The sequence below is a fragment of the Corallococcus terminator genome (assembly GCF_003611635.1).
GTDB classification, from domain to species: Bacteria; Myxococcota; Myxococcia; order Myxococcales; family Myxococcaceae; genus Corallococcus; species Corallococcus terminator.
Map to the genome: position 1 here is coordinate 16,915 of NZ_RAVZ01000018.1, position 22,962 is coordinate 39,876.

General features: G+C 69.6%; 19 protein-coding genes. 11 read left to right on the forward strand and 8 right to left on the reverse strand.

Going from position 1 to position 22,962, the window contains the following annotated elements:
• Positions 1–30: 30 nt before the first annotated feature.
• Both D7V88_RS04595 and D7V88_RS04600 read right to left on the reverse strand, forming a co-directional pair.
• Positions 31–795: a hypothetical protein gene (locus D7V88_RS04595; RefSeq protein ID WP_244237983.1), complete on the reverse strand. Its 765-nt coding sequence runs from the start codon at positions 793–795 to the stop codon at positions 31–33.
• 185 nt (positions 796–980) lie between these two features.
• The gene (locus D7V88_RS04600; protein WP_120539365.1) at positions 981–1,709 is read right to left on the reverse strand and encodes an SDR family NAD(P)-dependent oxidoreductase; all 729 of its coding nucleotides are present in this window, start codon (positions 1,707–1,709) and stop codon (positions 981–983) included.
• 159 nt (positions 1,710–1,868) lie between these two features.
• Here D7V88_RS04600 and D7V88_RS04605 point away from each other — a divergent pair, with 159 nt between their 5' ends.
• Positions 1,869–2,666: a hypothetical protein gene (locus D7V88_RS04605; protein WP_120539366.1), complete on the forward strand. Its 798-nt coding sequence runs from the start codon at positions 1,869–1,871 to the stop codon at positions 2,664–2,666.
• A gap of 238 nt (positions 2,667–2,904) precedes the next feature.
• Positions 2,905–3,561 (forward strand): hypothetical protein, encoded by a 657-nt coding sequence (locus tag D7V88_RS04610; RefSeq protein WP_120539367.1) that lies wholly within the window; start codon positions 2,905–2,907, stop codon positions 3,559–3,561.
• A 96-nt stretch (positions 3,562–3,657) separates the two neighbouring features.
• Here the strand turns inward: D7V88_RS04610 and D7V88_RS04615 are convergent, their stop codons facing one another.
• The gene (locus tag D7V88_RS04615) at positions 3,658–5,355 is read right to left on the reverse strand and encodes an alpha/beta hydrolase (protein ID WP_120539368.1); all 1,698 of its coding nucleotides are present in this window, start codon (positions 5,353–5,355) and stop codon (positions 3,658–3,660) included.
• Between the two features lie 208 nt (positions 5,356–5,563).
• Between D7V88_RS04615 and D7V88_RS04620 the strand changes: the two genes are divergently transcribed.
• The 6 genes from D7V88_RS04620 to D7V88_RS04645 all read left to right on the forward strand — a co-directional run bounded on the left by D7V88_RS04620 (position 5,564) and on the right by D7V88_RS04645 (position 10,873).
• Positions 5,564–5,830 (forward strand): hypothetical protein, encoded by a 267-nt coding sequence (locus D7V88_RS04620; protein WP_120539369.1) that lies wholly within the window; start codon positions 5,564–5,566, stop codon positions 5,828–5,830.
• On the forward strand, positions 5,830–6,033 hold the full coding sequence (locus tag D7V88_RS04625) for a hypothetical protein (RefSeq protein WP_120539370.1): 204 nt from the start codon (positions 5,830–5,832) through the stop codon (positions 6,031–6,033). Before D7V88_RS04620 ends, D7V88_RS04625 begins: the two co-directional genes overlap by 1 nt.
• A gap of 14 nt (positions 6,034–6,047) precedes the next feature.
• Positions 6,048–6,341, forward strand: a complete 294-nt coding sequence (locus tag D7V88_RS45070; protein ID WP_120539371.1) for a hypothetical protein — start codon at positions 6,048–6,050, stop codon at positions 6,339–6,341.
• The gene (locus D7V88_RS04635) at positions 6,338–6,862 is read left to right on the forward strand and encodes a phospholipase D-like domain-containing protein (RefSeq protein WP_120539372.1); all 525 of its coding nucleotides are present in this window, start codon (positions 6,338–6,340) and stop codon (positions 6,860–6,862) included. Before D7V88_RS45070 ends, D7V88_RS04635 begins: the two co-directional genes overlap by 4 nt.
• On the forward strand, positions 6,852–8,186 hold the full coding sequence (locus tag D7V88_RS04640; protein WP_120539373.1) for a phospholipase D-like domain-containing protein: 1,335 nt from the start codon (positions 6,852–6,854) through the stop codon (positions 8,184–8,186). Before D7V88_RS04635 ends, D7V88_RS04640 begins: the two co-directional genes overlap by 11 nt.
• A 167-nt stretch (positions 8,187–8,353) precedes the next feature.
• Complete coding sequence (locus D7V88_RS04645) at positions 8,354–10,873, forward strand: hypothetical protein (RefSeq protein WP_120539374.1); 2,520 nt, start codon at positions 8,354–8,356, stop codon at positions 10,871–10,873.
• 31 nt (positions 10,874–10,904) lie between these two features.
• Here the strand turns inward: D7V88_RS04645 and D7V88_RS04650 are convergent, their stop codons facing one another.
• Entirely contained in the window at positions 10,905–11,669 is a 765-nt protein-coding gene (locus D7V88_RS04650; RefSeq protein WP_120539375.1) for a glucose 1-dehydrogenase, read from the reverse strand.
• Positions 11,670–11,712: 43 nt separating this feature from the next.
• Positions 11,713–12,699 (reverse strand): zinc-dependent alcohol dehydrogenase family protein, encoded by a 987-nt coding sequence (locus D7V88_RS04655; RefSeq protein ID WP_120539376.1) that lies wholly within the window; start codon positions 12,697–12,699, stop codon positions 11,713–11,715.
• Between the two features lie 288 nt (positions 12,700–12,987).
• On the opposite strand from D7V88_RS04655, the gene D7V88_RS04660 reads away from it, so the two are divergent.
• Positions 12,988–14,052, forward strand: coding sequence for a lysylphosphatidylglycerol synthase domain-containing protein (locus D7V88_RS04660; protein WP_208726108.1), 1,065 nt, complete (start codon positions 12,988–12,990; stop codon positions 14,050–14,052).
• Between the two features lie 42 nt (positions 14,053–14,094).
• Here D7V88_RS04660 and D7V88_RS04665 read toward each other — a convergent pair whose 3' ends face one another.
• The 3 genes from D7V88_RS04665 to D7V88_RS04675 all read right to left on the reverse strand — a co-directional run bounded on the left by D7V88_RS04665 (position 14,095) and on the right by D7V88_RS04675 (position 18,878).
• Complete coding sequence (locus D7V88_RS04665; RefSeq protein WP_147448609.1) at positions 14,095–15,435, reverse strand: hypothetical protein; 1,341 nt, start codon at positions 15,433–15,435, stop codon at positions 14,095–14,097.
• Positions 15,432–16,382 carry a hypothetical protein gene (locus D7V88_RS04670; protein WP_147448610.1) on the reverse strand — a complete coding sequence of 317 codons (951 nt, stop codon included), beginning with the start codon at positions 16,380–16,382 and terminating at the stop codon, positions 15,432–15,434. The genes D7V88_RS04665 and D7V88_RS04670 overlap by 4 nt, the downstream gene beginning before the upstream one ends.
• A gap of 282 nt (positions 16,383–16,664) precedes the next feature.
• Positions 16,665–18,878, reverse strand: a complete 2,214-nt coding sequence (locus D7V88_RS04675) for a molybdopterin oxidoreductase family protein (RefSeq protein ID WP_120539379.1) — start codon at positions 18,876–18,878, stop codon at positions 16,665–16,667.
• A 280-nt stretch (positions 18,879–19,158) separates the two neighbouring features.
• Here D7V88_RS04675 and D7V88_RS04680 point away from each other — a divergent pair, with 280 nt between their 5' ends.
• A complete protein-coding gene (locus D7V88_RS04680) occupies positions 19,159–22,593 on the forward strand; it encodes an ATP-binding protein (protein ID WP_158624994.1) in 3,435 nt (1,144 codons plus the stop codon).
• Positions 22,590–22,943: a response regulator gene (locus D7V88_RS04685; RefSeq protein ID WP_120539381.1), complete on the forward strand. Its 354-nt coding sequence runs from the start codon at positions 22,590–22,592 to the stop codon at positions 22,941–22,943. Before D7V88_RS04680 ends, D7V88_RS04685 begins: the two co-directional genes overlap by 4 nt.
• Positions 22,944–22,962: the final 19 nt, after the last annotated feature.

Consider the following 22,962-nt stretch of genomic DNA (forward strand, 5'->3'; position numbering starts at 1 on the left):
GTGCACGTCTGCTCCGTCCGGGCCTCCGGCTCAGCGCCAGTGAAACAGGAACGAGCCCCCGGGAAGCACGGAGGGCTTGTCCGTGTCCTTCCATTGCTGCTCGGCGAGGAGCCCCAGGTCCAGGGACCAATGCTGTCCCATGAACCGCGCCCCCGCCGTCGCGAAGCCGAACGCGCCGCTGATGCCATTGATTGGTGAGAGGGCGACCTCCCCCGCGAGGCCCCAGTGCTCCCCCAGCCGGACGAAGCCCCCCAGCATGGGCAGCACCATCACGCTCCCCGAGTGGAAGCTTCCCCAGGCGACGAAGGGTTGGACCGTGAGCGACACGTGGGCGTCGCCCGTCCCATAGGTGAGGATGCCGTAGGCCCCGACGGCATTGATGGTGTCCAACAGGTAGAGGTCGGTGTCGAAGCTGCCGCCCTGCACCCCGAACGCCAGATGCAGCTTGTCGCTCAAGGGCCGCGAGACCTTGAGACCCGCCATCAGGCTGAAGGGGATGTCGCTGAAGAGCCGGGCCATCGCGTAGACGGGGAAGGCCGACGCCACGCTCAAGGACACGCGCTCGCTCAGGCCCACCTCCGCGACGGTGGCGAACACCGCCTGCTGTCCGAAGAGGCCCTCTCCCGCATGCAGCGGGAGCGCGGTCGAACCCAGCAAGCCGCGCGTGCGGGTGGGGTTCTCGAACCAGCCCCTGTCCGACGAGGTCTGGGGTGCGTCTTCGACCGGCTCCCCGGCGCCGGCCGATGCGCCGGGAAGGACCAGCCACAACAGCATCAGCCAACTGAAACGCGGCATCGTCACTTCCCCCTCATGGTGGCGCGCTCCATAGGCAACACCCATGCCAGAAGGGGCTCTCCGAGCTGAAGACGGAGCCTTCGCTCCGCCGCGCTCCCATGGCTCCGGACACGTGCGTCATGGCACCACGAATTCACGAGTGCCCTGTCGTATCCCCCGAACGCACGGAGGCGCCGGGGAAACGCTCAGACCGCGGTCCAACCGCCGTCGATGTCGATGACCTGTCCGGTGGCGTAGGAGCACGTCGCGAGGAAGTAGGCCGCGTCCGCCATATCGCGCACGGTGCCCGGACGCTTGAGCGGGATGTTGCTCACGAGCGAGTCCATGAACGCGCCCAGTTGCTCGGGCGGAACGCCCCAGTCGATGGCCGTGTCGCGTGTCAGTCCCGGAGACAGGACGTTGACGCGGATGCCCTTGGGCGCGAGTTCGACCGAAAGCGAGCGGCCCATGGCGTTGACCGCGCCGCACAGGCCCGCGCCTCCGGAGTAGTTCACCAGGGCGGCGTGTCCGGCGATGCCGGAGCAGAGGATGATGGCGCTGCCCGCGGCCATCTTCGGCACCGCGTAATGGCAGGCGGAGAGCTGGCCGAAGAACCGGTCGCTGAAGAGGTCCCTCCACGCCTTCGAAGGCACGGTCTCCACCGCTCCGAACACGGCGCCCCCGGCGCACGTCACCAACAGGTCCACGCGCGGCACGGAATCAATGAGCCGCTTCACCTGCGCGTCGTCGCCCACGTCCGTGACCACCCCCCGGACGCCATGCCCCAACTGCGCCGCCGCGTCCTCCAGACGTTGCTGGCGGCGTCCGGCGATGACCACCTCCGCGCCTTCGTTCGCGAAGCGCTCCGCGATCGCCAGACCGATTCCCGTGCCACCGCCCGTGATGACCGCGATCTTCCCGTCCAATGCTCCCACCGCTGCCTCCTGTGAAAGGAAAACACTGACAGCAAAGCACGACAGTCCCAGCGGACACAGCGGGTTTGCCTTCACCCCGGCGCAATCCCAGGCGTCGCACGGCATGCGGGATGCAATCACTGTCCCATGCAGTGCCCCCCTCTCCACGGAGCAACGCTCATGGCCATGCGATGGAAGAACCGCGGTTCAATCGTTCGTAACGCACTCGGACTCGGACTGGGAGTCGGAATCCTGCTCGCCGCGACGCCGGGCATCGCCAGCGACGCGAAGGGCGAGGGCTGCGCGTGGTTCTCCGGCATCGAGCACTGCCCGCTGGAGGCCTCGGAGCTGTACGCCACGGACAAGGGGCTCGTGGTCAAGAGCACGGATGGCAAGCAGAGTGGCGTGAGCATCGACCTGAAGGACGCCTCGGGTTGGGATGCCTGGCTGAGCCCGCTGGAGCCGGACTGGGACAGCCAGATGGTGCTGACCTTCACCGGGACCCAGCCGGACGGGGCCCCGGAGCTGCTCGAGCGGGTGATCGTCGCGCGCTCCAAGGAGGAGGACCTGGGCGCCCTCTACGTGGACCCCTCGGTCCACGGTGCATCCACCTACACCGTGAGGGGCTACAACGGCGGGAAGCTGGCCTTCGAACGCTTCGGTGTGAAGCCCGTCCAGGAGAACCTCGCGGGTCCGGGCGGTAGCGCGCAGGCCTCCCGGCTGGTGGCCTTCCCCGGCAAGTTCAGCAGCGGCCACAGTGTCATCGAGGGCCCCAATGGGGAGACGTGCACGCCGGGCCTGGATTTTCCGAACCCCCGCCCCGTCCGCTTCCCCGACCGCACCTTCTCGGTCGCGGTGGACCTCGTCACCGTCCAGCCCGAGGGCGTCGCGCTCAAGTCCCGCACGCTGCGTGAAGTGACCCTCCAGGGTGTCGGCCTGGAGAGCTTCACCCTCCAGAAGGAAGTGCGCACGCCCTGATGTCTGTCATGGTGCCGGATTCAGGGCCTTCCGCATGTAGCGGGATGCGCTACGAATCCGGCGCTGTGTGTGGCCATTCCTGTCACAGCCTGCCGGCCCCGGAAGCGGCTTCGTCTGGGGCGGGCTCCTGAGCTGCGATTGGCACCTGGGATGCACCGGTCACGAAACGACGAGTGGCGTTCCCGTGTCCCCCACGGGAACGCCTTTCCCTCCTCGTCATTTCCCAGAAGGTGCCCCCATGACTCGAAAGTTCGTCCAGGCTTTCTCCCTTGTCGCGGCGCTGGTCCTGACCTCCACCACGGCGGTCGCGGGTGAGCGACTGGCGGCGTACCTGCCGCGCCTCGACGCCCCGAAGGCTCCCACGCTGGAGTGCACGGACCCCCGGGCCCAGTTGCATGAAGCGGCCAAGAAGGCCGGCGTGGACATCAACCCGGAAGAGACCGTCACCGTGTCGAAGGACGGCCTGACGTTCGCAGGCAGCAGCATCGCCGGCTTCGAGCAGGTCCCCGCCTCCGCGCTGCCCGAAGGCGTGGACTTCGGCTTCACCTTCCTGGACGCGCCGCAGGCGGGCATCCCCGCCGGCTACTACAAGCTGCGCGCGCGTGCGGCCGCCGAGGACATCCAGGTGGGCGAGTACCGCGGCGAGGTGGACGTCATCGACGCGTCCGGCAAGGCCGTGGCCCGTCTGCCCGCGACGATGCAGACCTCCTCCGTGGAAGTGCCGAAGCCGCTGCCCTTCGCGCGCACCACGGTGGACGCGCAGTTCCGGCAGACGAACTTCATCGGTGGGCGGCCTGATCAGCTCTCCCGCTACCACCACACGCTGATCATCATCTACCACTGCCCCAACGGCACGACGTTCATCATCTTCCTCGACTACTGGGATTGGTACTGAGCCGCCCGTCGTGGACCGTCTGAATGAGTGAACCCCGGCCCCGGAAGCGCGAATCCCACGCGCCTTCGGGGCCGAGGTGTTTCCAGTCCCGTCACATCACGGCTCCGGTTTCAACAGCTCGCGCAGGCGCGCGGACTTGTCCGCGCTCCATCCCTCCGGCCGCAGCAGCGCGACCCAGCCATCCACGTGCTCGCCGGTGTACACGTGGCCGTAGCCCGGAGGCACCTTCATGCCCAGGGGCAGGTCGGCCGTCACCTGCCAGAACGTGACGAAGGGGATCCACACCATCGCGCCCAGCACGTCCGGGCCCCGGGGCTCGCGCAGCCAGTCCGGCCGCTTCACCATGAGACCGGGGCTCCACCAGATGATGGGGTCGGAAGGGTGGAGGAGGTACAGCACCCGGGAGGGGCCCCACGGTGTGTCCGCCGGTGGGATGGCCTCGCCCGGCCGCCGGCTGAAGCGCACGGTGCGGCCGTCGCGGTAGACGGGCTCCACCTCCGGGCTGCCAGCGTCTCGGTGGTCGGTGAACTCGCGAAACAGCGTGTTGAAGTGGGGCGGTCCCACGAACAGCGCCCCGTCGGTGCGGTTGGCCAGGTCGCGCTCGCCGCTGAACGCCGTCTCCCCGCCGTAGGAGCCCAGGCTCTCGCCGAACACCCTCAGTTGTGGACGCTGGCCTTCGGGAAGCCTGGACCAGCGCTCGTACACCGCATCGAAGAGCGCGCGGCCCTCCTCGCGCGCCTTCTTCTGGTCCACCAGCACGGAGAGCCACGACCACAGGTGTGAGTACTGCGTGGCGACAATGGCGGAGTCACCCGCCGTCACATACTCGAAGGCGCTCGCGGCCTCGGGCACCACCCAACCGCTGCCCGTGGTGGTGACGACCAGCAGGTGCGCGCGCTGGAAGCCGCCGGTTCGTTCCAGCTCCCGTACCGCCAGCTCGGCGCGGCCCTCCGCATCCTCCGCGGACGCATGGCCCGCGTACACGCGGATGGGCTCCTTCGCATCCGCGCCGCTGAACGCGGAGAGCTCGTCCACGGTGGGGCCGCGTCCCACGAAGTTGCGTCCCTCCCGTCCCAATGACTCCCACTCCACCAGCGAACCAGGACCGCCGGAGCGCAGCGCGGTGCGGGGAACGACGACGCCCTCGTCGGTCGTCGTGTCCTGCAAGGCCAGGGTGCGGTCCGCCATGGAGATGAGGCCGTCCTTCATCAGGCCGCTGGCCACCAGGAACGTGAGGGCCACCACCGCCAGGACACTCATCGCCTGGGCAGCGCGAGGCCCGATGTGGCGCGACAGTCGCGTGGCCAGCCCGCGATACCCCGCGCGCAGGCCCCGACCCACGAAGAGCAGCAGGAAGAACACGACCGCCGCGATGAGGGGCGCGAACAGGTAGCCCACGCCGCCTGGATGGGACATCCCCATGAGCTCCCGGAGGTGCCTTTGCCATTGCCAGCCCAGCAACAGCGCGGCAACCAGCGCCACGCCGCCCGCCACGAAGAAGCCCTGCCACGCGCGACGGCGCGGTGTCCTCGCGGGACGATCGGCGAACTCGCGCCACAGCCAGGCGCCCATCACCCCCAGCCCGTAACCGATGGCCGCGCTGACACCGCTGACGAAGCCCTGGAAGGGCCCGGTGCGCGGCAGCAGGGAAGGGGTAAAGGACAGACATGCGAAGAGGAGCGCGACCCATGCGCCCGGTAGCGTGCCGTGGAGCCACCGGGGCGCGGCGCGAGTGCCCTGCCAGACACCCCGTGCCGGTGCCATCCGCGCATCGCGGGTGAGAAGGCGCTCCATGCGAACCCCCGAAGGAGAATCTCCGCGCCCGGGTGCCTGCTCCGCCCCCAAGGCGCACACCAGAGGGTAGGACCTCGGTCCACGCACGGCAGCGGACGCTCGGCACGCTCGCAGGCCGGTGCGGGCCTGGGTGCCCCGCGGGGCCGGGCAGGGAAGCCTCCTCCGGGCCGTCTCTTGAAGCCTCCTGAGCGCCTCCCAGATTCCCTTCATGGAACTCCTGGTGGTCCCCCTCCAACCCCGCTTCGAACAGCTCCTCAGGGAACAGTTGCGTCGGCTGGCGACGACGATGACGCGCGAGCAGTTGGTCCAGCTCCGGTTGGAGCAACTGTATGACTGGGAGAAGGTGGAGGACCCCGTCACGCGCCGCTTCTTCCGTGCTTCCACCCTGGTGTGGACCCCTGAGGAATTGAAGGCACTCGTCGAGGCCACCCTGAGTGCGTACCTGCCCGAAGACGGACGGGAGGGGGTCCACTGATGGGCTATCCCAACCTCGGCAACTACGCGGACATGCTCCACCTGGACCCGGAGTTCGACCCCAACGCCCTGCCAGGCGACGGCACGTCCATCGACCTGTTCGACTTCGGCGACCCCTACGCGCCCACCAGCCCGGAGGACCAGGCACGGCTGGATTTCGAACGGATGCTCCAACTGCTGCTCGATGAAGCAGGCAGCATGTAGCGAGGAAGTCCCCCATGCCCATGCCCCCTGCATACGAACGGCTGGAAGCCATCGAGGACCTGCTGGAGGAGCACCGCCTGCTCATCCACGAACAGCTCGCGACGCTCTCCTGGCAGGAGGTGGCGCTGGTCTTCCAGGCCGAACAGGCCGCGAAGGCGAAGACCCCGTCGGAGAAGGAGGCGGCGCCACGGGTCTCCCTGGCGCTGGCGGCGTACCAGGACTTCACGCGCCGGTTGCTCCTCACCTACCGCCACTATGAGCAGGGATTGCGGGAGCGGCTGGCGGCCCTGACCCCGGAGGCGCCATGAACTTCGAGGCCTTTCCCGTGTCTGAAGGCATGCTGCTCCACGACGGGGACTATGCGCCCTTCGCGGCGAGCTGGTTCGCGCTGGCGCGCAAGCGGCTCTGGGTGTCTGTCTTCATCATCGACACGCGGGTGTTGAAGGATCCGCTGCGGTCGGTGCGGGGCCTGGTGGAGCAACTGGCCCAGGCGCGGTGGCGCAACGTGGACGTGCGGGTGCTGGTGGGGGTGTCGGACACGCCGGAGGTCCACATCGCCAACACCACCTCCGCGCTCTACATGCGGGAGCTGGGCCTGCCGGTGCGGCTCTTCCACTCCGAACGTCACGTGAGCACCCACAGCAAGTTCGTCATCGTGGATGACCGGGTGTTGCTGGGCAGTCACAACTGGACGCACTCCGCCTTCCACGTGAGCCATGAGGATTCCCTGGCGGTGAACTCGCCGCAGCTCGCGATGGGGCTGGGGCGGGACTTCGATCGGCTCTGGGCCGAGGGCGCGCGGAAATCGGAGGCAGCCCATGCGTCCTGAGTGGTTCGTGCCAATGGTGCGTGGCTGGTCGGAGCAGGTGCGGTGGGAGCCGGGCGAGCTGGAGCGGGCCACCGGGCTGCTGGTGGAGCTCAGCCGCGCGCAGGGCGGGGAGCTTGTCTTGGATGAGGCGCCCGGCGAGGACGTCGCGCGCCAGTTCGCCCTGCGCCGCGCCCGGGAGGTGCTGCAACGGCGGATGAACCGTTACGTCCGTGCGCTGGAGGCAGGTGCCGCGTCCGCCCGCTACAGCAGGCCCGTGCGCGAGGAGGCCGACACGCCGGCGCTGCCCTTCGTGACTCCGCATGAGTGGGTGGACGTCCTGGAGGTGAACGCGGCCAGCGCGGAGGAACTGGAAGGACTGCCGGGGCTCGGGCGGGTGCTGGCGGAGCGCATCGTGCGCTACCGCCGAGCGCATGGCCCCTTCCTCACGCTGGAGTCCCTGCTGCGGGTGGAGGGCCTGGGCGTGAAGGGGCTGGAGCAGCTTCGCGGGCGGATCCTCCTGGAGGAGCGTCCGCCGGTGTTCCGGAGCGAGGCGCTGGAGGCGTTCATCCAGGAGCCCTCCTTCGCCCGGTACGTGCAATGGGTGGCCGCCAGCGGAGGCTCGTTCATGTGGCGCCACGCGCGGGGACAGGGCCCGGTGGCGCAGGTGCTGATGGAGCTGGAAGAGGCCCTGCGGGATGCGCGGGAGCATCCCTATGGAGTGGCAAGGCGTCTGGGGGCCACGCGGGCGAGCGTGGCGCGGACCGAACAGGAGCGGCTGGAGCAGGCCCGCGTCCACGCCGAGGAAGCCTCCGGCGCGGTCCGGACGGGTGTGCTGTTGAGGCACGGCCAGTACCCGGAGTTCGTGGAGCAACTGCTCTCAGGGGCGGCGCGCTCCGTGCGGGTCGTCCTCTTCTTCTTCCGGTACGTGGATGCGAAATACCCCACGCATGGCCTGTTGCAACAGCTCATCGCGGCGCATGAGCGCGGCGTGGACGTCAAGGTCATCCTGGACCAGGACGCGAAGGGGGATGTCTATCATTCCCGCATCATCAACCAGCCGGCCTTCCAGGCACTGACGGCCCGGAAGGTGCCGGTGCGCTACGATACTGTGAGCCGGCTCACGCACTCCAAGCTGGTGCTGGTGGATGACAGGCACCTGGTGATGGGCAGCCACAACTGGACGTTGAGCTCGTTCACCCGCTACGACGAGGCGAGCCTGTACCTGGACTCGGAGCCGCTGGGCGCGCGGCTCGAAGAGCGCTTCCGGGCGCTGTGGACGGAGAAGGCGGAGCGGGAAGCCGCTGTCTCCCCCATGGCCGCTGAGTCCGCGGTGGCTGAACCCTGAAGCCACTTCCGGCGCAAGGATGCCAGCGGTGTTTGAAATCGATTGCGTCCGCGTCTACGCGCTGCCCTGAGCGGCGGGTCGCCCACCCTTAGGCTCCGGCCGCCGCCGCGAGCGTTGGCAGGGCCCCTGGGATGCACGCAGGCCCTCCGCCGGAGTAGACACGGGGGATGTCCGCCCTGCTCGACAGCGGCGTGCGCCGGGGCGCCGAGGTGCGCTGCCCCGGATGCACCCGCTTCATCCCGACCGACGTCGCCTGCCCGCACTGCCTCTGTGGCCCTGTCCCGCCGGAGCGCTACGGCGCCGCGCGGGAGCTGTTGAAGTCCGGGGTGGACCGCTTCGCCCTGGCCTCCCGCACCGCCGCGCTGGAGCCTTCCCAGGTGGAGGTCCTGGCGGCCCGCTACGCGCGGCAGTGGGGCGTGGCGCTGTGGCTCATCGAGGACGCGCGGCGCATCGAGTCCCGGTTGCTGCAACGCGGCTTCGCGCGCGACATGGAGGACTCCTGGGCGGCCCAACTGCCCACGGACGAAGCCCTCCTCGCCGAACGCATCGCGCCCTTCAGCCCCCTGCCGGATTCGCTGGCGTACCTGTCGAGCAAGGCGCCGGACGCGGACCTGAGCAACATGGCGTCGCTCGCGTGGGTGCACGAAGGCACGTTCTCGGAGGACGCGCGCTCCACGGTGCGCTACCTGCTGCACCAGGACGGACGCGTGGCGGTGGAGGCGATGCTGGCCCTGACGCGCTGGCGCAACGCCTTCCCCCTCCGGCTGACCCCCGAGGAGCGCGAGCGGATCCGCGTGCTGGCCCTGGGCGTGCTGGACGTGCCCGACATCGGCGCGCGCGCCGCGGTCGCCTGGACGCGCGTGTCCCGGGACGCGCCCCCCGCCGCCGTGTTGGCCGCGCTGCACCAGGGCCTGTACGGCAGCGACCTGGACGTGCGCTTCGAATGCGCGCTGAGCCTGCGGGACGAGGTGGAGGTGGCGCAGGCGCTGGACTCGCCCGACGCGGACACCGTCACCTTCGTCCGGCGCATGCTGAGCGCGTGGGGCTCCGCGCTGCTCTTCCCCCGGCTGAAGCGCGAAGGCGATGAGCGCTTCGTGCAGGACGTGCTGAGAGACCTGCCCTTCCCTCCGCCCGAAGGGGCCCTGGAGGCGCTGCTCACCGTGTCCGTGCGCACCGTCGGCTCGCTCGCGGACGAGCTGCTGGGCTTCGCGAAGCGGCAGTCCTTCCACGCCTGGGGACTGGAGAACCAGCGGCGCTGGGCCCGCTGGGCGCGCTCGGTGCTGCGCGACCTGCCCGCGGAGACCGCGCTGCACTTCTTCGGCTGGGCCGCCACCCCGGGCGACAACGCCGAAGCTCCCGAGGAGGAGGAGACGGAGGCGATGTGGAGCTTCCTGGAGGAGACGGTGCATGCGATTGACCGGGGCATGGAGAAGGACCGCATCGCCTGCTTCAAGGACTTCCTCTTCGTGCACTTCCTCCACCACGCGGGGGTGGACGAACAGCGGCGGCTGAACGACTGGGCCCGCGACCCGCACAGCGGTGAGGCCCTGCTGGAAGCCCTGGTGATGTTCCCCTCGCGTCGCGAGCAGGCGCGCCTTCCCGCCTCCGGAGTCGAACACGCGGCCCGGCTGTTGATGGCGGTCTGGGAGGGCCCCGGCCAGCACCTGCTGGTGGCGCCCATGTCCCGTGTGGCGCGGCAGTGGAGCGCGTACTCCGGACGCGAGGTCCTGGTGGACGCCGTCTGGCAGCGCTTCCAATCCCATCCCTCCGAACGGAGCCTGCTGCTCGCCGCCTTCGCGAGCTGGCGCGACCGCCTGTGGGAGAAGCAGCGCGAGGCGGAGCCCGACGCCCTGGTGCGCTTCCAGATGTGGTGGCGCCTGGACCCCGTGGGCCTCTATCCCCACGCGGAGCCTCTGCTGGACGGTGCACCGCTGGAAGTCCTGCCCGCCAGGTTGCGAGCCCTCTGGGCGGCGGCGGAGGAGATCGTGGGCACGCGCCCGCGCACCGCGTCCCTCTCCGTCTCCAAGGGGGCCTGGGCGCTCTTGCGCGCGGTGGAGTCCGACGACCCCCGTTACATCCAGGAGATGGAGGCGGAACTGGCGTACTTCGAGTCGCGCCTGCCCGCCTTCGAGCAGCGCGTGCGCACCACGCCTTCGCCGCCGGAGGAGTCCAACATCCACCGCGACTTCCTGGACGACACGCTCAATGCGCTGCGGATGATGCGCGAGCGCCGGGACCGCCGCCGCGCGCACGAGGAGCGCGAGCGCGAGCGTGAAATCGAACGGCAGGTGGCGGAGTCCCGCCGCCGCGACCAGCAGCGTCGGGCCGAGGAAGCCCGCGTCGCCGCCGAAGCGCTGGAGGCCGCCCGGCTCGTCGAACACGCACAGCAGCAGGCCCGGGCCCTGTCGGACGCCCGGCGCCTCATGACGGACCTCCAGCCCCAGGTGCCCGCGCGTCCCCTGGACCGGGAGGTGCTCTTCCCGGGCTCGGCGCTGCCCACGCTCCTGCACTATGCGCGGATGCTCAAGGCGCTGCAGGGGGGCGCGGACGTGATGAAGCTCTTCGAGGTCGTGGGACTGACGCCCACCGCCTGGGCCACGCAGGCGAACGCGTGGGGCCAGATGATGGTGGGCCGGCCGGAGCTGGCCATCCGCTTCTCCGAACTGCTGCAGGCGCCCTGGGCGTGAGCCGGGCGCCCGTGGAAGTCCGTGCCCCGCGTTACTGCGCGGTGGCGCCGCCGTCGAGGATGACCTCGGCGCCGGTCATCAGCTTGGACTCATCCGACGCGAGGTAGAGCACCGCGTTCGCCACGTCGTCGGGCTCACCGAAGCTGCCCAGGGGGATGCCCTTGAGCATGCGCGCGCGCGTCTTCTCCGCCTGTCCTCCGGCCTGGGCCAGCGCCTCCACCATGGCGGTCTCCACATAGCCCGGGTGCACGGAGTTGCACCGGATGCCGTAGCCCTTGGCCGCGCAGTGCAGCGCCACGGACTTGGACAACAGGCGCACGCCGCCCTTGCTGGAGCTGTACGCGGGGAACTGCCCCACGCCCACGATGCCGGCGATGGAGGAGATGTTGATGATGGAGCCCTTCGCGTTGCTCTTGCGCATCGCGGCGATGCCGTGCTTGCAGCCCAGGAAGACGCCGTCCAGGTTGACCGCGTGCACCAGCCGCCACTCGTCCAGCGACATGGTCTCGATGTCCTTCACGATGCCCATGCCCGCGTTGTTCACCAGCACGTCCAGCCGGCCGAACTTCTCCAGCGTGCGCGCCATCGCGTTCTCCCACTGGGACTCCTGGGTGACGTCCAGCGCGACGAAGAATCCCGCGTCGCCCAGCTCCTGGGCCACCGCGCGCGCTTCGTCTTCGCGCCGGTCGGTCACCACCACCTTCGCGCCCTCGCGCGCGAGCATCCGCGCGGACGCGGCGCCCAGGCCTCCCGCGCCGCCGGTCACCAGTACCACCTTGCCTTCGACTCGCTTCATGGTCGTTGCTCCTTCAATGCCGTGGGGGCGGCCCTGCGAGACTTCAAGCCGCGGGGTTGGGGGTGAGGATGATCTTCCCGTTGCGGCCCGGCTCCTGGGCGCGCTTCACCGCGTCGTGGATGCGCTCCAGCGGGAAGGTGCCATCCACGGGCGCCTGCAACGTGCCCACGGACATCAGCTCCGCGAGCCGCGCGAAGGTGGCGTTCTGCTCCTCGCGCGGGGCGTTGCGCATCCAGCGCACCAGCCAGAAGCCGCGCAGGGTGACGTCCTTGAAGATGGTGGCCGCAGCGGACAGCTTGGGGCCCTTGCCGCTCATCGCGCCGTAGTTCACCAGCACGCCGCCGGTGGAAAGACAGTCGCCCAGCCGTCGGGACGACTCCCCACCCACCGCGTCGATGCCCAGTCGCACCTTCGCGCCGCCCGTCGCGTCGCGCACCTGCTTGGGCAGCTCATCCGTGTCCAGCAGCACCACGTCCGCGCCCTGGCCCTTGAGCTCGTCGGCCAGGTCCTGGCGGCGCACCACGTTGACGGTCTTCAATCCCATCACCTGCGCCAGGGTGATGAGGTAGCGGCCCACGGCGGAGTTGGCGGCGTTCTGCACCACCCACTCCCCGGGCTGGAGCGTCACGAACTGGCGCAGCATCAGGTACGCGGTGGGCGGATTGACCATCAGCATGCTCGCCTGGAGCAGGTCCAAACCCGGCGGCACGGGCAACAGTTGCGCTGCGGGCGCGGTGAGGTGGGTGCGCCAGGTGCCCGCGCCCAGCGGCAGGAACACCAGGTCCCCCACCGCCACGGCGTCGGAGCCCACCACCTCCACCACGCGGCCCACGCCTTCGTTGCCCGGGGTGGCGGGCAGCTTGGGCAGCACGCCGTATTCACCGGAGAGGGTGAGCAGGTCAGAGGGGTTGATGGGCGTGGCCAGGACGGCCAGCCGCGCCTCGCCGGGTTGGAGCGGCGCGGGGGATTCCTCCACCACCTGGGCGACGTCCGTGGGCGGACCGAAGGCCGAGAAGCGCACTGCTTTCATTGCATGCTCCCGCGTGAGGCCTGACTGAAGGCGGCGCCACCCTAACCGCCTTCGGTCCTGCTGCCGAGCGTGCAAAGCAGGCCCACTCGCGGTGCGCGCCGGCCGTTGCATTGATCCACCGAGGCTTCATTCCGGCCCCGCGGGGGCGCGGGTCTGTCTACCCCCGAACGCGGGCTGGGGGAGGCTGGCGACCGTCGACAGTTGGCCCTCGCCACGGCGGCAGGGGCTGCACAGCTTCAGAAATGGACCCCTCGGTGGGGCGCGTGGGGATGGGCGAGGAGGGCGAGTGTGAACAACGTGCACCACGAAGGGGCCCTGGCCGGGCCGTTGGCGGCGGTCCCCGGAGGGCGGGCAACCGAACCGGGCGTCTGGAAGCGCAGGCTGCTGACGGTGCTCAAGCCCGTCTTCGCGCTCGGCGGCCTGGGCATGCTGACGGCGATGGTGAACAAGGCGGGCGCCCACGAGCTGAAGGCGACGCTCCTGGCCGCGCTTCCGCTGCTCCCCTGGGTGGTGCTCATCGAACTGGGACGGCAGGGCTGTGACGCGACGGCGACGCGTCTGTCCTACGGTGCCCGCGCGGGCCAGGTGCCGCTGTCGGTGTTGGTGCGAGCGCAACTGATTGGCACGGCGGTGTCGAGCATGGCGCCCGCGGGCCGCGCGGCGGCGGAGGCGACGAAGGCGACGCTGCTCACGCCGTACGCGGGGGCGGCGGCGGCGACGGCGGCGGCGGCCACGTCCCAGTCCGCGTCGCTGGGGGCCGGAGGGCTCATCTCCTTTCCGTGCGCGGTGGCGTCCTACCTGATGACGGGCTGGTCCGCGTTCACGGTGGCGATGGTGGTGCACGGCTTCGTGCTGCTGCTGGCGTCCCTGGGTGTGCGTGCGGGCCTGCGCGCGAAGCGGCTGGGTGCGTGGATGCGGCGCCGGTGCGGGAAGTGGGGCGAGCACGCGGAGTCGTTCCAGGCGTCGCTGTGCGCCGGAGGGCTGTGCCCGTGGCGGCCGATGCTGGCGTTCCTGGGCAGCCGCGTGTTGCAGGTGATGCAGTACGCGGTGCTGGCGCACGCGGTGGGCATCGACGCGACGGTGTTGCAGGCGCTCTTCACCCAGGGGCTCTACCTGGTGGCGCTGGCGATGGGCTCGCTGGTGCCGGGGCAGGTGGGCGTGACGGACAGCGTGTTCTCACTGGCGGCGGGCGCGATGGGGACCTCCGCGGCGAAGGCGATGTCCATCGCGGTGCTCGCGCACACGGTGCAGGCGGTGTTCGTGCTGGTGGGGGCCCTCACGCCGCTGGTGTGGCGGACCCGCAAGGTGACGGCGGCGCAGGGGGTAGCGCCGGCCGTCCCCGCGCCGGCGTGACCCTTGGAGCCCCGCACCTCGTGCTTCGAATCCCAGGCTCCGTCAGGGACCCGTGAAGAGAGTCGAGCCGTGCATGAAGTTGAAACGTCTCTCGAAGTTCGCCGCGGCGTTCACCGTCCCAGGAGCGGAGTTCTCGTTGTAGACAATCGTGCCGGGGGAGCCGTCCGCCGGCCGCCTGACGATGACGTCGACGAACAGCTCATCCGTCAGGCTGGACCTGGCGTAGAGGTTTCCTGCCGCATCCAGGACACCTCCCCCATTCTGGCTGACGTTCTCCGGGTGCGCGCCGTAGGTCCCCACGCGCTCTGAAACGCCGGCATTGTCGACATGCCACAGCTCCTGGACGCCAGAGGTCGGGCGCATGGCCAACAGGAAGCCCGTCGGGTGTGCGCGCGTATCGATGGTGTCCAACTGGTTGCCCGGCAGCCCCGTGATGCGGATGGCTGTCTGATCGGGAGTGAGCACGATCAGGTCGTAGCCGCTTCCGACGGCGAGCATGTGGCCCGAGGCGTTCCACGAGAGCACCTGATGCCCGGTCGCCACGACCCCTCCCTCGAGTCTGTGATACGTGAGGCCGTCTCCGCTACACGAATAGGCAATGGCGCCGGTGCCCGCCTGCATGATGAAATTCCAGACGTCCTGGGTGGCGCCGCATTCCGGCGCCGGTAGCCGGGTATCGTTCTTGGGGCCGTCCGAGGGATACGAGCGGGTCTTGTCCTTGAGCGGGAAGGTGTCCGGAACGAAGATCTTCACCCGAGCCGGGTTTCCGTCCCCTTCGCGGTAGTAGACGCGCCCGCTGGGTGAGACGAACGCGTTGCTATCCCCGTGGGTGTAGCACCCGAAGCCTGCCTGCACGCGCGTGGGCGTCATGACGCTGGAGATCGCGTCAGCGCCACAGAAGCCCTCGTCGAGCGTGCCCCAGAGGAGCACGTCGTTCCCGCCCACCGACGTGCTGCCGCACCGGTTGTCCTGCCCGCACGTCGGTGTCCAGAGCTCCCCGTCGCCACAGTCGTCGGAGGTGGTGCACCGGCTCGCCTGGAGGACGCACTTCCTCGTCGCGCCATCGCAGTCCTCGTAGTCCTTGCAGTTCGCCGCCGACTGGCAGGAGCCCGCCGCGAGCTGGCAGGTGTGGCCGGCACCGCACTCCTCCCACGCCTTGCACTGCTTTTGCGTCGCGCACATCCCCGCGCGCAGCTCGCACCGCCGGTCCGCCGTGCAGTCCTCCCAGGCCTGGCACCCGTCATTGTCGGCGCACCCGATGCAGACGCCCTCTTCGCAGCGCAGGCCCGGCAGACAGCCCGAGTCATCGTCGCACAGCCCCTCGGAGGTGCTCGTGCACGCGAGGAACAGCACCGAAAAACAGACAGCGAACGAACGAATCACCAACGGCCTCTCAGGTAGATGTTTCCGCCGCCGTCGCCATCGGAGTCGAAGGACACGGCCGACAAGCCCCACAAGGTCAGCCCCGTGAGCGCGACGACGCCACCGCCGATCATCAGGGTGTTCGCGAGCATGCTGGACGTCTTCGCCTGGTCGTACTTCGCGCGGTCCGCAGGGACCAGCCGGCCCTCGTTGTAGCGTCGCGACAGGTCGTTGTTCAGGCTGCTGCTGCGCAGCCCGAAGACTCCTCCGGTGCCGACCAGGACCGCGCCGCCAATCGACGCGTAGATGCCCGTCTTGCGCATCCATCCGGACGACTTCGGACTGCTCTTATCCTGGAGCGACAGCGGGTCCCTCGCCTCCGGCGGATCGACTTCCACGGGGGCTGGCGGCGCGGACGCGACGGGCCGTGGCTCGGGCAGGACTTCGGGACGGACAACGGGGGCGGGCGCCGAGGAGGCAACCTCCGGCACCGGGACGTCCGCGAGCGACGGGAGGGTCAGGTGGGTGAGGGCCTTCTCGAGCTGCTCGACGGCATAGTGCGCCGGTCGCAGGTCCAGGAGGCCGGGGACGAAGCGGAACGTGACCGGAGCGGTCCGCTGTTGCTGGTCGGTGATGGCCGACATCGTGACGGAGGCCACCCCGTCCACCACCGTCGCTTCGGCGTAGATGATGGCGCCCTTGCGCGAAAGCCCTGCCAGGCACTCCGTCGTGGCCTTGGGCTCACACGTGGCCTTCAGGGGCACGGGGCCGCGCAGGACGAGCAGCCCCTGCCGCCGGTTGCTGGCGCGGACCCCCGAAGCGATGAGCCCTTCCGCATCCGTGCGGACCCCTGGCTCGATGTTTCCCTGGACTGGATAGAGGCCGACCACGATCTGCGCGCGGGCAATTCCAGGCAACGCGAGGATCGCCGCCAGCACGAACAAACGAACGACTCGCGCACGCAGCATTTCGCGGGAAGCTAAATCAGGTTCTGTTCCCTTGTAAACAGTCCGCCAGGGCATTGGGTTCGGGTGAACCCTCTCAGGGAGCACCGCCATGCTCCGGGATGTCTGCCGACGAGTCGCGGCGTACCCCAGGCTGCGGGAATCCCGGTGGGACGCCGAGTGCGGCCAGTCTCCAGGAAAATCCTGATGACAATGATTTGTAGGCTTTGTCCTGGAGCAATGGACATGCTTCAGGGTTCAACGAGATGCGTCAGCAACCCATGAAGCGGGGCCCGTTGGGAGTGATTACACCGCCGGTGTGGCGGAGTCGGACGGTAGGGGTAGTGCCGGAGTGACGCGCACCGGTGTGCCGCTGAAGGCGGCGTTGCCGCTGACGGCGTCCAGGGCCTGCTCATCCGTGAGGTCGTTGATGCTGGCGCCCGCGTGCGCGCCCGCCACCTGCATGCGGATGCCCGAGCGCTGATGGCCGTAGCCATGCGGCAGGCTGACGACGCCGGGCATGACATCCGCGGTGATGGCCACGGGGACGGTGACTTCACCCACGCGTGAGCGGATGGTGGCCTCCACGCCGTCGGTGAGGCCCAGGCGCGAAGCATCGTCCGGATGCACCATCAGGGTGCAGCGGGGGCGGCCCTTCACGAGTCCCGGCACGTTGTGCATCCAGGAATTGTTGTCGCGAAGGTGTCGCCGGCCAATGAGCAGCAATTCGTCTCCGCGAGGCGCCGCGTCGTCGGGGAAGGCCGCACGGAGCCGGGCCACATCCGCGACGAGCAGCTCCGGAGCCAGTTGGATGCGTTTGGAGCGGTTGCGGAGGCGGCCAGGGAGGGAGGGCTTCAAGGGGCCCAGGTCGATGCCATGGGGCGAGGCGCGAAGCTTCGCGAGCGACAGGCCGTCCTTCTTGAGCGGATGGAAGCGCGAGCCATACGGTCCCATGCGCAGGCCCAGGTCGAGCAGGCGCTCCGGCCCCAGGCGCTTGAGTGCCTGGTATTGGAGGGTGGCGCGCGCGGTGCGGCCGTGGCGCAGGGTCTCCAGGCGGTGCTGGAGCTCCAGGAGGATCTCCCAGTCCTGGCGGGAGTCGGGGGCCGGAGCGAACACGGGCGGTGAGTACTTGGCCGTGTTGCGCACGGCGAGCACATGGAAGACGAGGTCGTAGTGCCCGCGCTCCAGCAGGGACGCGGGAGGCAGGATGTAGTGGGCGTGCCGGGTGGTCTCGTTGAGGTACGGATCCACGCTCACCATGAGGTCCAACCGTGACAGCGCGGTGTCCAGTTGGGTGCCATTGGGCGTGGACAGCACGGGGTTGCCGGCCACGGTGAAGAGGGCGCGGATGCGACCGTCGCCGGGGGTGAGGATCTCCTCCGCGAGCACGGCCACGGGCAGCTCCCCGGAGGACTCTGGCAGCCCTCGCACGCGGCTCTTCCAGCGGCCGTGGCTGCCAGGGCTGACGCCCAGCGCGCGAGGCCCCCCGATGAGGTCGAACGCGGGCTGCGTGAAGAGCGCGCCGCCTTCGCGATCCAGGTTGCCGGTGACGATGTTGAGGACGTTGATGAGCCATTGGCAGAGCGAGCCAAAGGGCTGCGTGGACACACCGACGCGGCCGTAGCAGACAGCGCCCTCCGCCGCGAGGAAGTCCCGGGCGATGCCGCGCAGCACCTCCGGAGCGATGCCGGTATGTGGGGCCGTGCGTTCCGCGGGGAAGTCGCGGACGAGGGGCGCGATGGTGTCCAGGCCGTCCACGAACGCGGCGAGCCGCCCCATGCGGTGGGCATTGCCTTCCAGCACGACGTTCAGCAGGGAGAAGAGGGCGAGCGCATCGGTGCCCGGGCGGACGAAGACATGCTGGTCGGCGATGCCAGCGGTCTCCGTGCGGCGCGGGTCGATGACGACGACCTTGCCGCCGCGCTCCTGGATGGAGCGGAGGCGGGCTCGGACATCGGGCGTGGTCATCAGGCTGCCATTGGACGCGAGAGGATTGGCGCCCAGCATGAGCATGTACCGGGTGCGGTCGATGTCTGGGATGGGGACGAGCAACTGGTGGCCGAACATGAAGTGGGCCACGAGCTGGTGGGGGAGCTGGTCGACGGAGGTGGCGGAGAACCGGTTGCGCGAGCGCAGCGCGCGAAGCAGGCCGGGGCCGAACATCATCGCGCCCAGGTTGTGGACGTTGGGGTTGCCCAGGTAGGCGCCCACGGTGTGGGGGCCGTGCTCCTGCTGGAGGGCATGGAGGCGCCGGGTGATGTCGCTGAATGCGTCCTCCCAGGACACGCGCTCCCAGCCGGAAGCGGTGCGCTTCATGGGGTGGCGCAGGCGGTCCGGATCCTCGTGCAGGTCGCGCAGCGCCACGGCCTTGGGACAGATGTGGCCCCGGCTGAACGGGTCCGCGTCATCGCCCTTGATGGACGTGATGCGTCCGTCGGCCACTTCGATGCGCACCCCGCACATCGCTTCGCAGAGGTTGCAGGTGCGGAAGTGGACCTGGGGCGGGGCGGAGGCGCTCATGGGCGGAGAGTCTACGCCTCCTCTCGCGGACCTCTCGGAGTTGAATTCCGCACCTGGAATCGATGTTCAGGTCGTCATCTTCAAGGCAACCCGTGCCGGAAGTGCGGGTGGGTTACCGGAGTGCCTGGCTGGCTTCCTGACGGCCTGATGGCGCCATGCTCCTCCTCGAAGGTACGAGGGTTTACTGGGCGACAGCGCAAGCTCGTGCCGTTGCGTCGTCAGCCTTGTTGGCGCGCACCCGGGTACGTATACATTTCCCTCAATGAGCACGCCTCCCAGGATGCTCGAGTGGCTTGCCGGTGGGGGCGAGATGGCCGCGCTCATCTCATCACTCGACTGGTCGAAATCCCCGCTGGGCCCCATCGAGTCGTGGCCGCAGAGCCTGCGCACGACCGTGAGCCTCTGCCTCGCGTCGAACTTCCCCATCAACATCATCTGGGGGGATGGCCACAATCAGATCTACAACGATGGCTACCGGCTGGTCTGCGGCGCCGTGCACCCTCGCGCCATGGGGGAGAACTACCGCGTGACGTGGGCCTCCGCGTGGCCCGCCATTGGTGAACCCTTCGAGCGAGCGCTCGCGGGTGAGACGTCCTACCTCGAGAACCAGCGGATGTTCCTCGAGCGCAATGGCTACCCCGAGGAGACGTTCTTCACCTTCTCCTCCAGCCCCATCCGCGACGAGCGCGGCAAGGTGGTGGGCATCTTCCACCCGGTGACGGAGACCACCGCAACGATGCTCGCCCAGCGGCGGACGCGGGCGCTGCGCGACGTGGCCGACCGCGCGGGGCAGGCCCTGGTGTTCGACGAGGCGTGCGACCTGCTCCTCAAGACGCTGGGTGATTACGCCTTCGACCTGCCCCTGACGCTCCTCTATGTGACGACGCCCGACGGGACCCAGGCACGGCTGCGCGGAAGGTGTGGAACCGAGGCGGGAGGGCCGCTCGCACCCGAAGTCCTCTCCCTCGCGGAAGAGGCCACGGAGGGAGGCTGGCCGCTCGCACATGCTGCTCGCAGCGGACGGGTGGAGCAGGTGACGGACCTGGAGGCGCGGTTTGGTCGCGTCTCCGCGGGCCCGTACCCTGAACCGCTGGGGACGGCGTTCGTGCTGCCGGTCCGCGTGGCCGGTGTCGCCGCGCCGCTGGGCTTCGTCGTCGTCGGGGCGAGCCAGCGGCTTCCGCTGGATGAGGCCTACCGGACCTTCGTGGAGATGCTGGGCGGGGCCGCGAGCGCGGCCCTCGGCAACGCGCGAGCCTACGAGGCGGAGCGACGCCGGGCCGAGGCCCTGGCCGAAATCGATCTGGCGAAGACCGCCTTCTTCAGCAACGTGAGCCACGAGTTCCGCACGCCGCTCACGCTGTTGCTCGGGCCTGTGGAGGACCTGTTGGCCGGGCGTCAGGGTGCGCTGCCGGAGGAGGTGCGGGGTGAGCTGGCGGTGGTGCACCGCAACGCGCTGCGGCTGCTCAAGCTGGTGAATGCGCTGCTGGATTTCTCCCGCATCGAAGCCGGCCGCGCCCAGGCCACCGTGGAGCCCACCGACCTGTCCTCGCTCACCCGCGACATCGCGAGCGCGTACCGGTCCGCCGTGGAGCGCGCGGGCATGCGCCTGGTGGTGGACGCGGAGCCGCTCGGGGAGCCGGTGCTCGTCGACCGTGAGATGTGGGAGAAGATCGTCCTCAACCTCGTGTCGAATGCCTTCAAGTTCACCCATGCGGGGGAGATCCGCGTGGAGCTGAAGCGCGAGGGCGGCTTCGCGCGGCTGTCGGTGCAGGACACGGGCATTGGCATCCCGAAGAGCGAGCTGGGCCGCGTGTTCCAGCGCTTCCACCGGGTCCACGAGGCGAAGGGGCGCACCCACGAGGGCAGCGGCATCGGGCTCGCGCTCGTGCAGGACCTGGCGAAGCTGCATGGCGGTTCGGTGGAGGTGCGCAGCGTCGTTGGAGGGGGCTCCACCTTCTTCGTGCGCGTGCCGCTCGGGAACGCCTTCTGGAGGGGGAAGCAGACGCCGACCGAGGGCGAACAGCCCCCCGCGAACCCGATGCGCGCGGAGGCGTTCGTGGAGGAGTCGCTCCGGTGGCTGGTGGACCCCGCCCCGGAAACCCTCCCCCTGGACGACGGGGGACCGCGGTCTCCTGCCTCGGCGCCATCGCGACAGCCGGAGGAACCGGTTGCCCGTCCGCGCGTCCTGCTCGCCGACGACAACGCCGACATGCGCGACTATGTCCGCCGCCTCCTGGAGCGGCGCTATCAGGTGACGGCGGTCCCGAATGGGGCGGAGGCGCTGCGTTCGGCGCGCGAGTCGAGGCCGGACCTCGTGCTCTCCGACGTGATGATGCCGGTGATGGACGGCATCGAGCTGGTGCGCCAGCTCCGGGCGGACGAAGACCTGCACACGCTGCCCATCATCCTGCTGTCCGCTCGCGCGGGGGAGGAGGCCACGGCGAGCGGGCTGGAGTTGGGGGCGGACGACTACCTGACGAAGCCGTTCGCGGCGAGGGAGCTGCTGGCCCGGGTGCAGGCGCAGCTCACCATGGCGGCCATGCGGCTGCGCGCGGCGGAGCAGGAGGCGCACGCGGAGCAGCTCGAACAACAACAGCACTGGCTGGAGGCGGTGTTGGATCGCCTTCCTACGCCCACGCTGCTCGTCGATCCGGACTCACGCCGGTTCACCTTCGCGAACCGCGCCGCCCAGCGGCTCGCGGACGGGCGCTTTCCCACCGACCTCCAGTCCGCGGAGCATGGCCGCGCCTTCCGCCTCGTCAATGAGGACGGAGGACCGCTGGAGTTGGAGCGCGCGCTGGACACCCCGGTCCGAGACCTGGAGGCCATCGGGCATTCCGCGTCGGGACGGGTGCACCTGGTGGTCGACTCCGACGTCGTCCCGGCCATCGGGCCGCAGCCGGCACAGAGCATCCTCACGCTTCGGGACATCTCGCGCATCAAGCAGGCGGAGCGGGAGCTGAAGATGCTGCTGGGTGCGCGCGATGAATTCCTCTCCATCGCCTCGCATGAGCTGAAGACACCCATCACCTCCCTTCGCATGCAATTGCAGATGACCGAGCGGAACGTGAAGCCTGAAGAGGGCCGCAGCCCGAGCCCGGAGAAGCTGGCGAAGGTGCTGCGCGTCTCGTTGATCCAGGTGGATCGGCTGACGAGCCTCGTCGACGACCTGCTCGACGTGGCGCGCATCCGGACGGGGACGCTCGACCTTGGCTTCCGGGAGATGGACCTGGCGGAGCTCACCTCCGACCTCCTGGAGCGGCTTGCCGAGCAACTGGCGCAGGCCGGCAGTCAGGTGCGGCTGGATGCTCCGCCCGTGCTCGTGGGGGTCTGGGATGGGCGCCGCCTGGAGCAGGTGCTGACGAACCTCCTCACCAACGCGCTGAAGTACGCGCCCGGTACGCTGCTGGAAGTGCGTCTGGAAGAGCAGGGGGACCACGTCCGCCTGGAGGTGCGCGACCAGGGGCCCGGGGTTCCGGAGGCGCAGCGCGCGAGCATCTTCGACCGCTTCGACCGGGGAATCGCGTCGCGCAACGCGGGAGGGCTGGGGCTGGGGCTCTTCATCTCCAAGCAGATCGTCGCGGCGCACGGCGGGACGATTTCGGTGGAGGGCGGCCCTGACGGGGGCGCGTGTTTCGTGGTCCTGTTGCCTCGGGACGCAGCGCGGACGCGAGCCCATGAGCAGATCACCACGCGGGAAGAGGGGCGGGCATGAAGCATTGCATCCTGGTGGTGGAGGATGACTTCTACATCCGCGAGTCCCTGCGTGAGCTGTTGGAAGACGAAGGGCACACGGTGGTGTGCGCGGAGCATGGGGCGCAGGCGCTCGCCCTGCTGGAGACGCTGCGGCCTTCGCCCGACCTCATCCTCCTGGACCTGATGATGCCGGTGAAGGATGGCTTCCAGTTTCGCGCCGAGCAGCGCGCCGACACACGCTTCGCCCACATCCCAGTGGTGGTGATGAGCGCCGACCCGCAGCTCGACAGCCGTCGGGAGGTTCTCGCGGCCCGCTCCTACCTGCGCAAGCCCGTGGACATCGACCAGTTGCTCGCCGCCGCCGCGTAGCAGTCTTGCTTCACCGAGT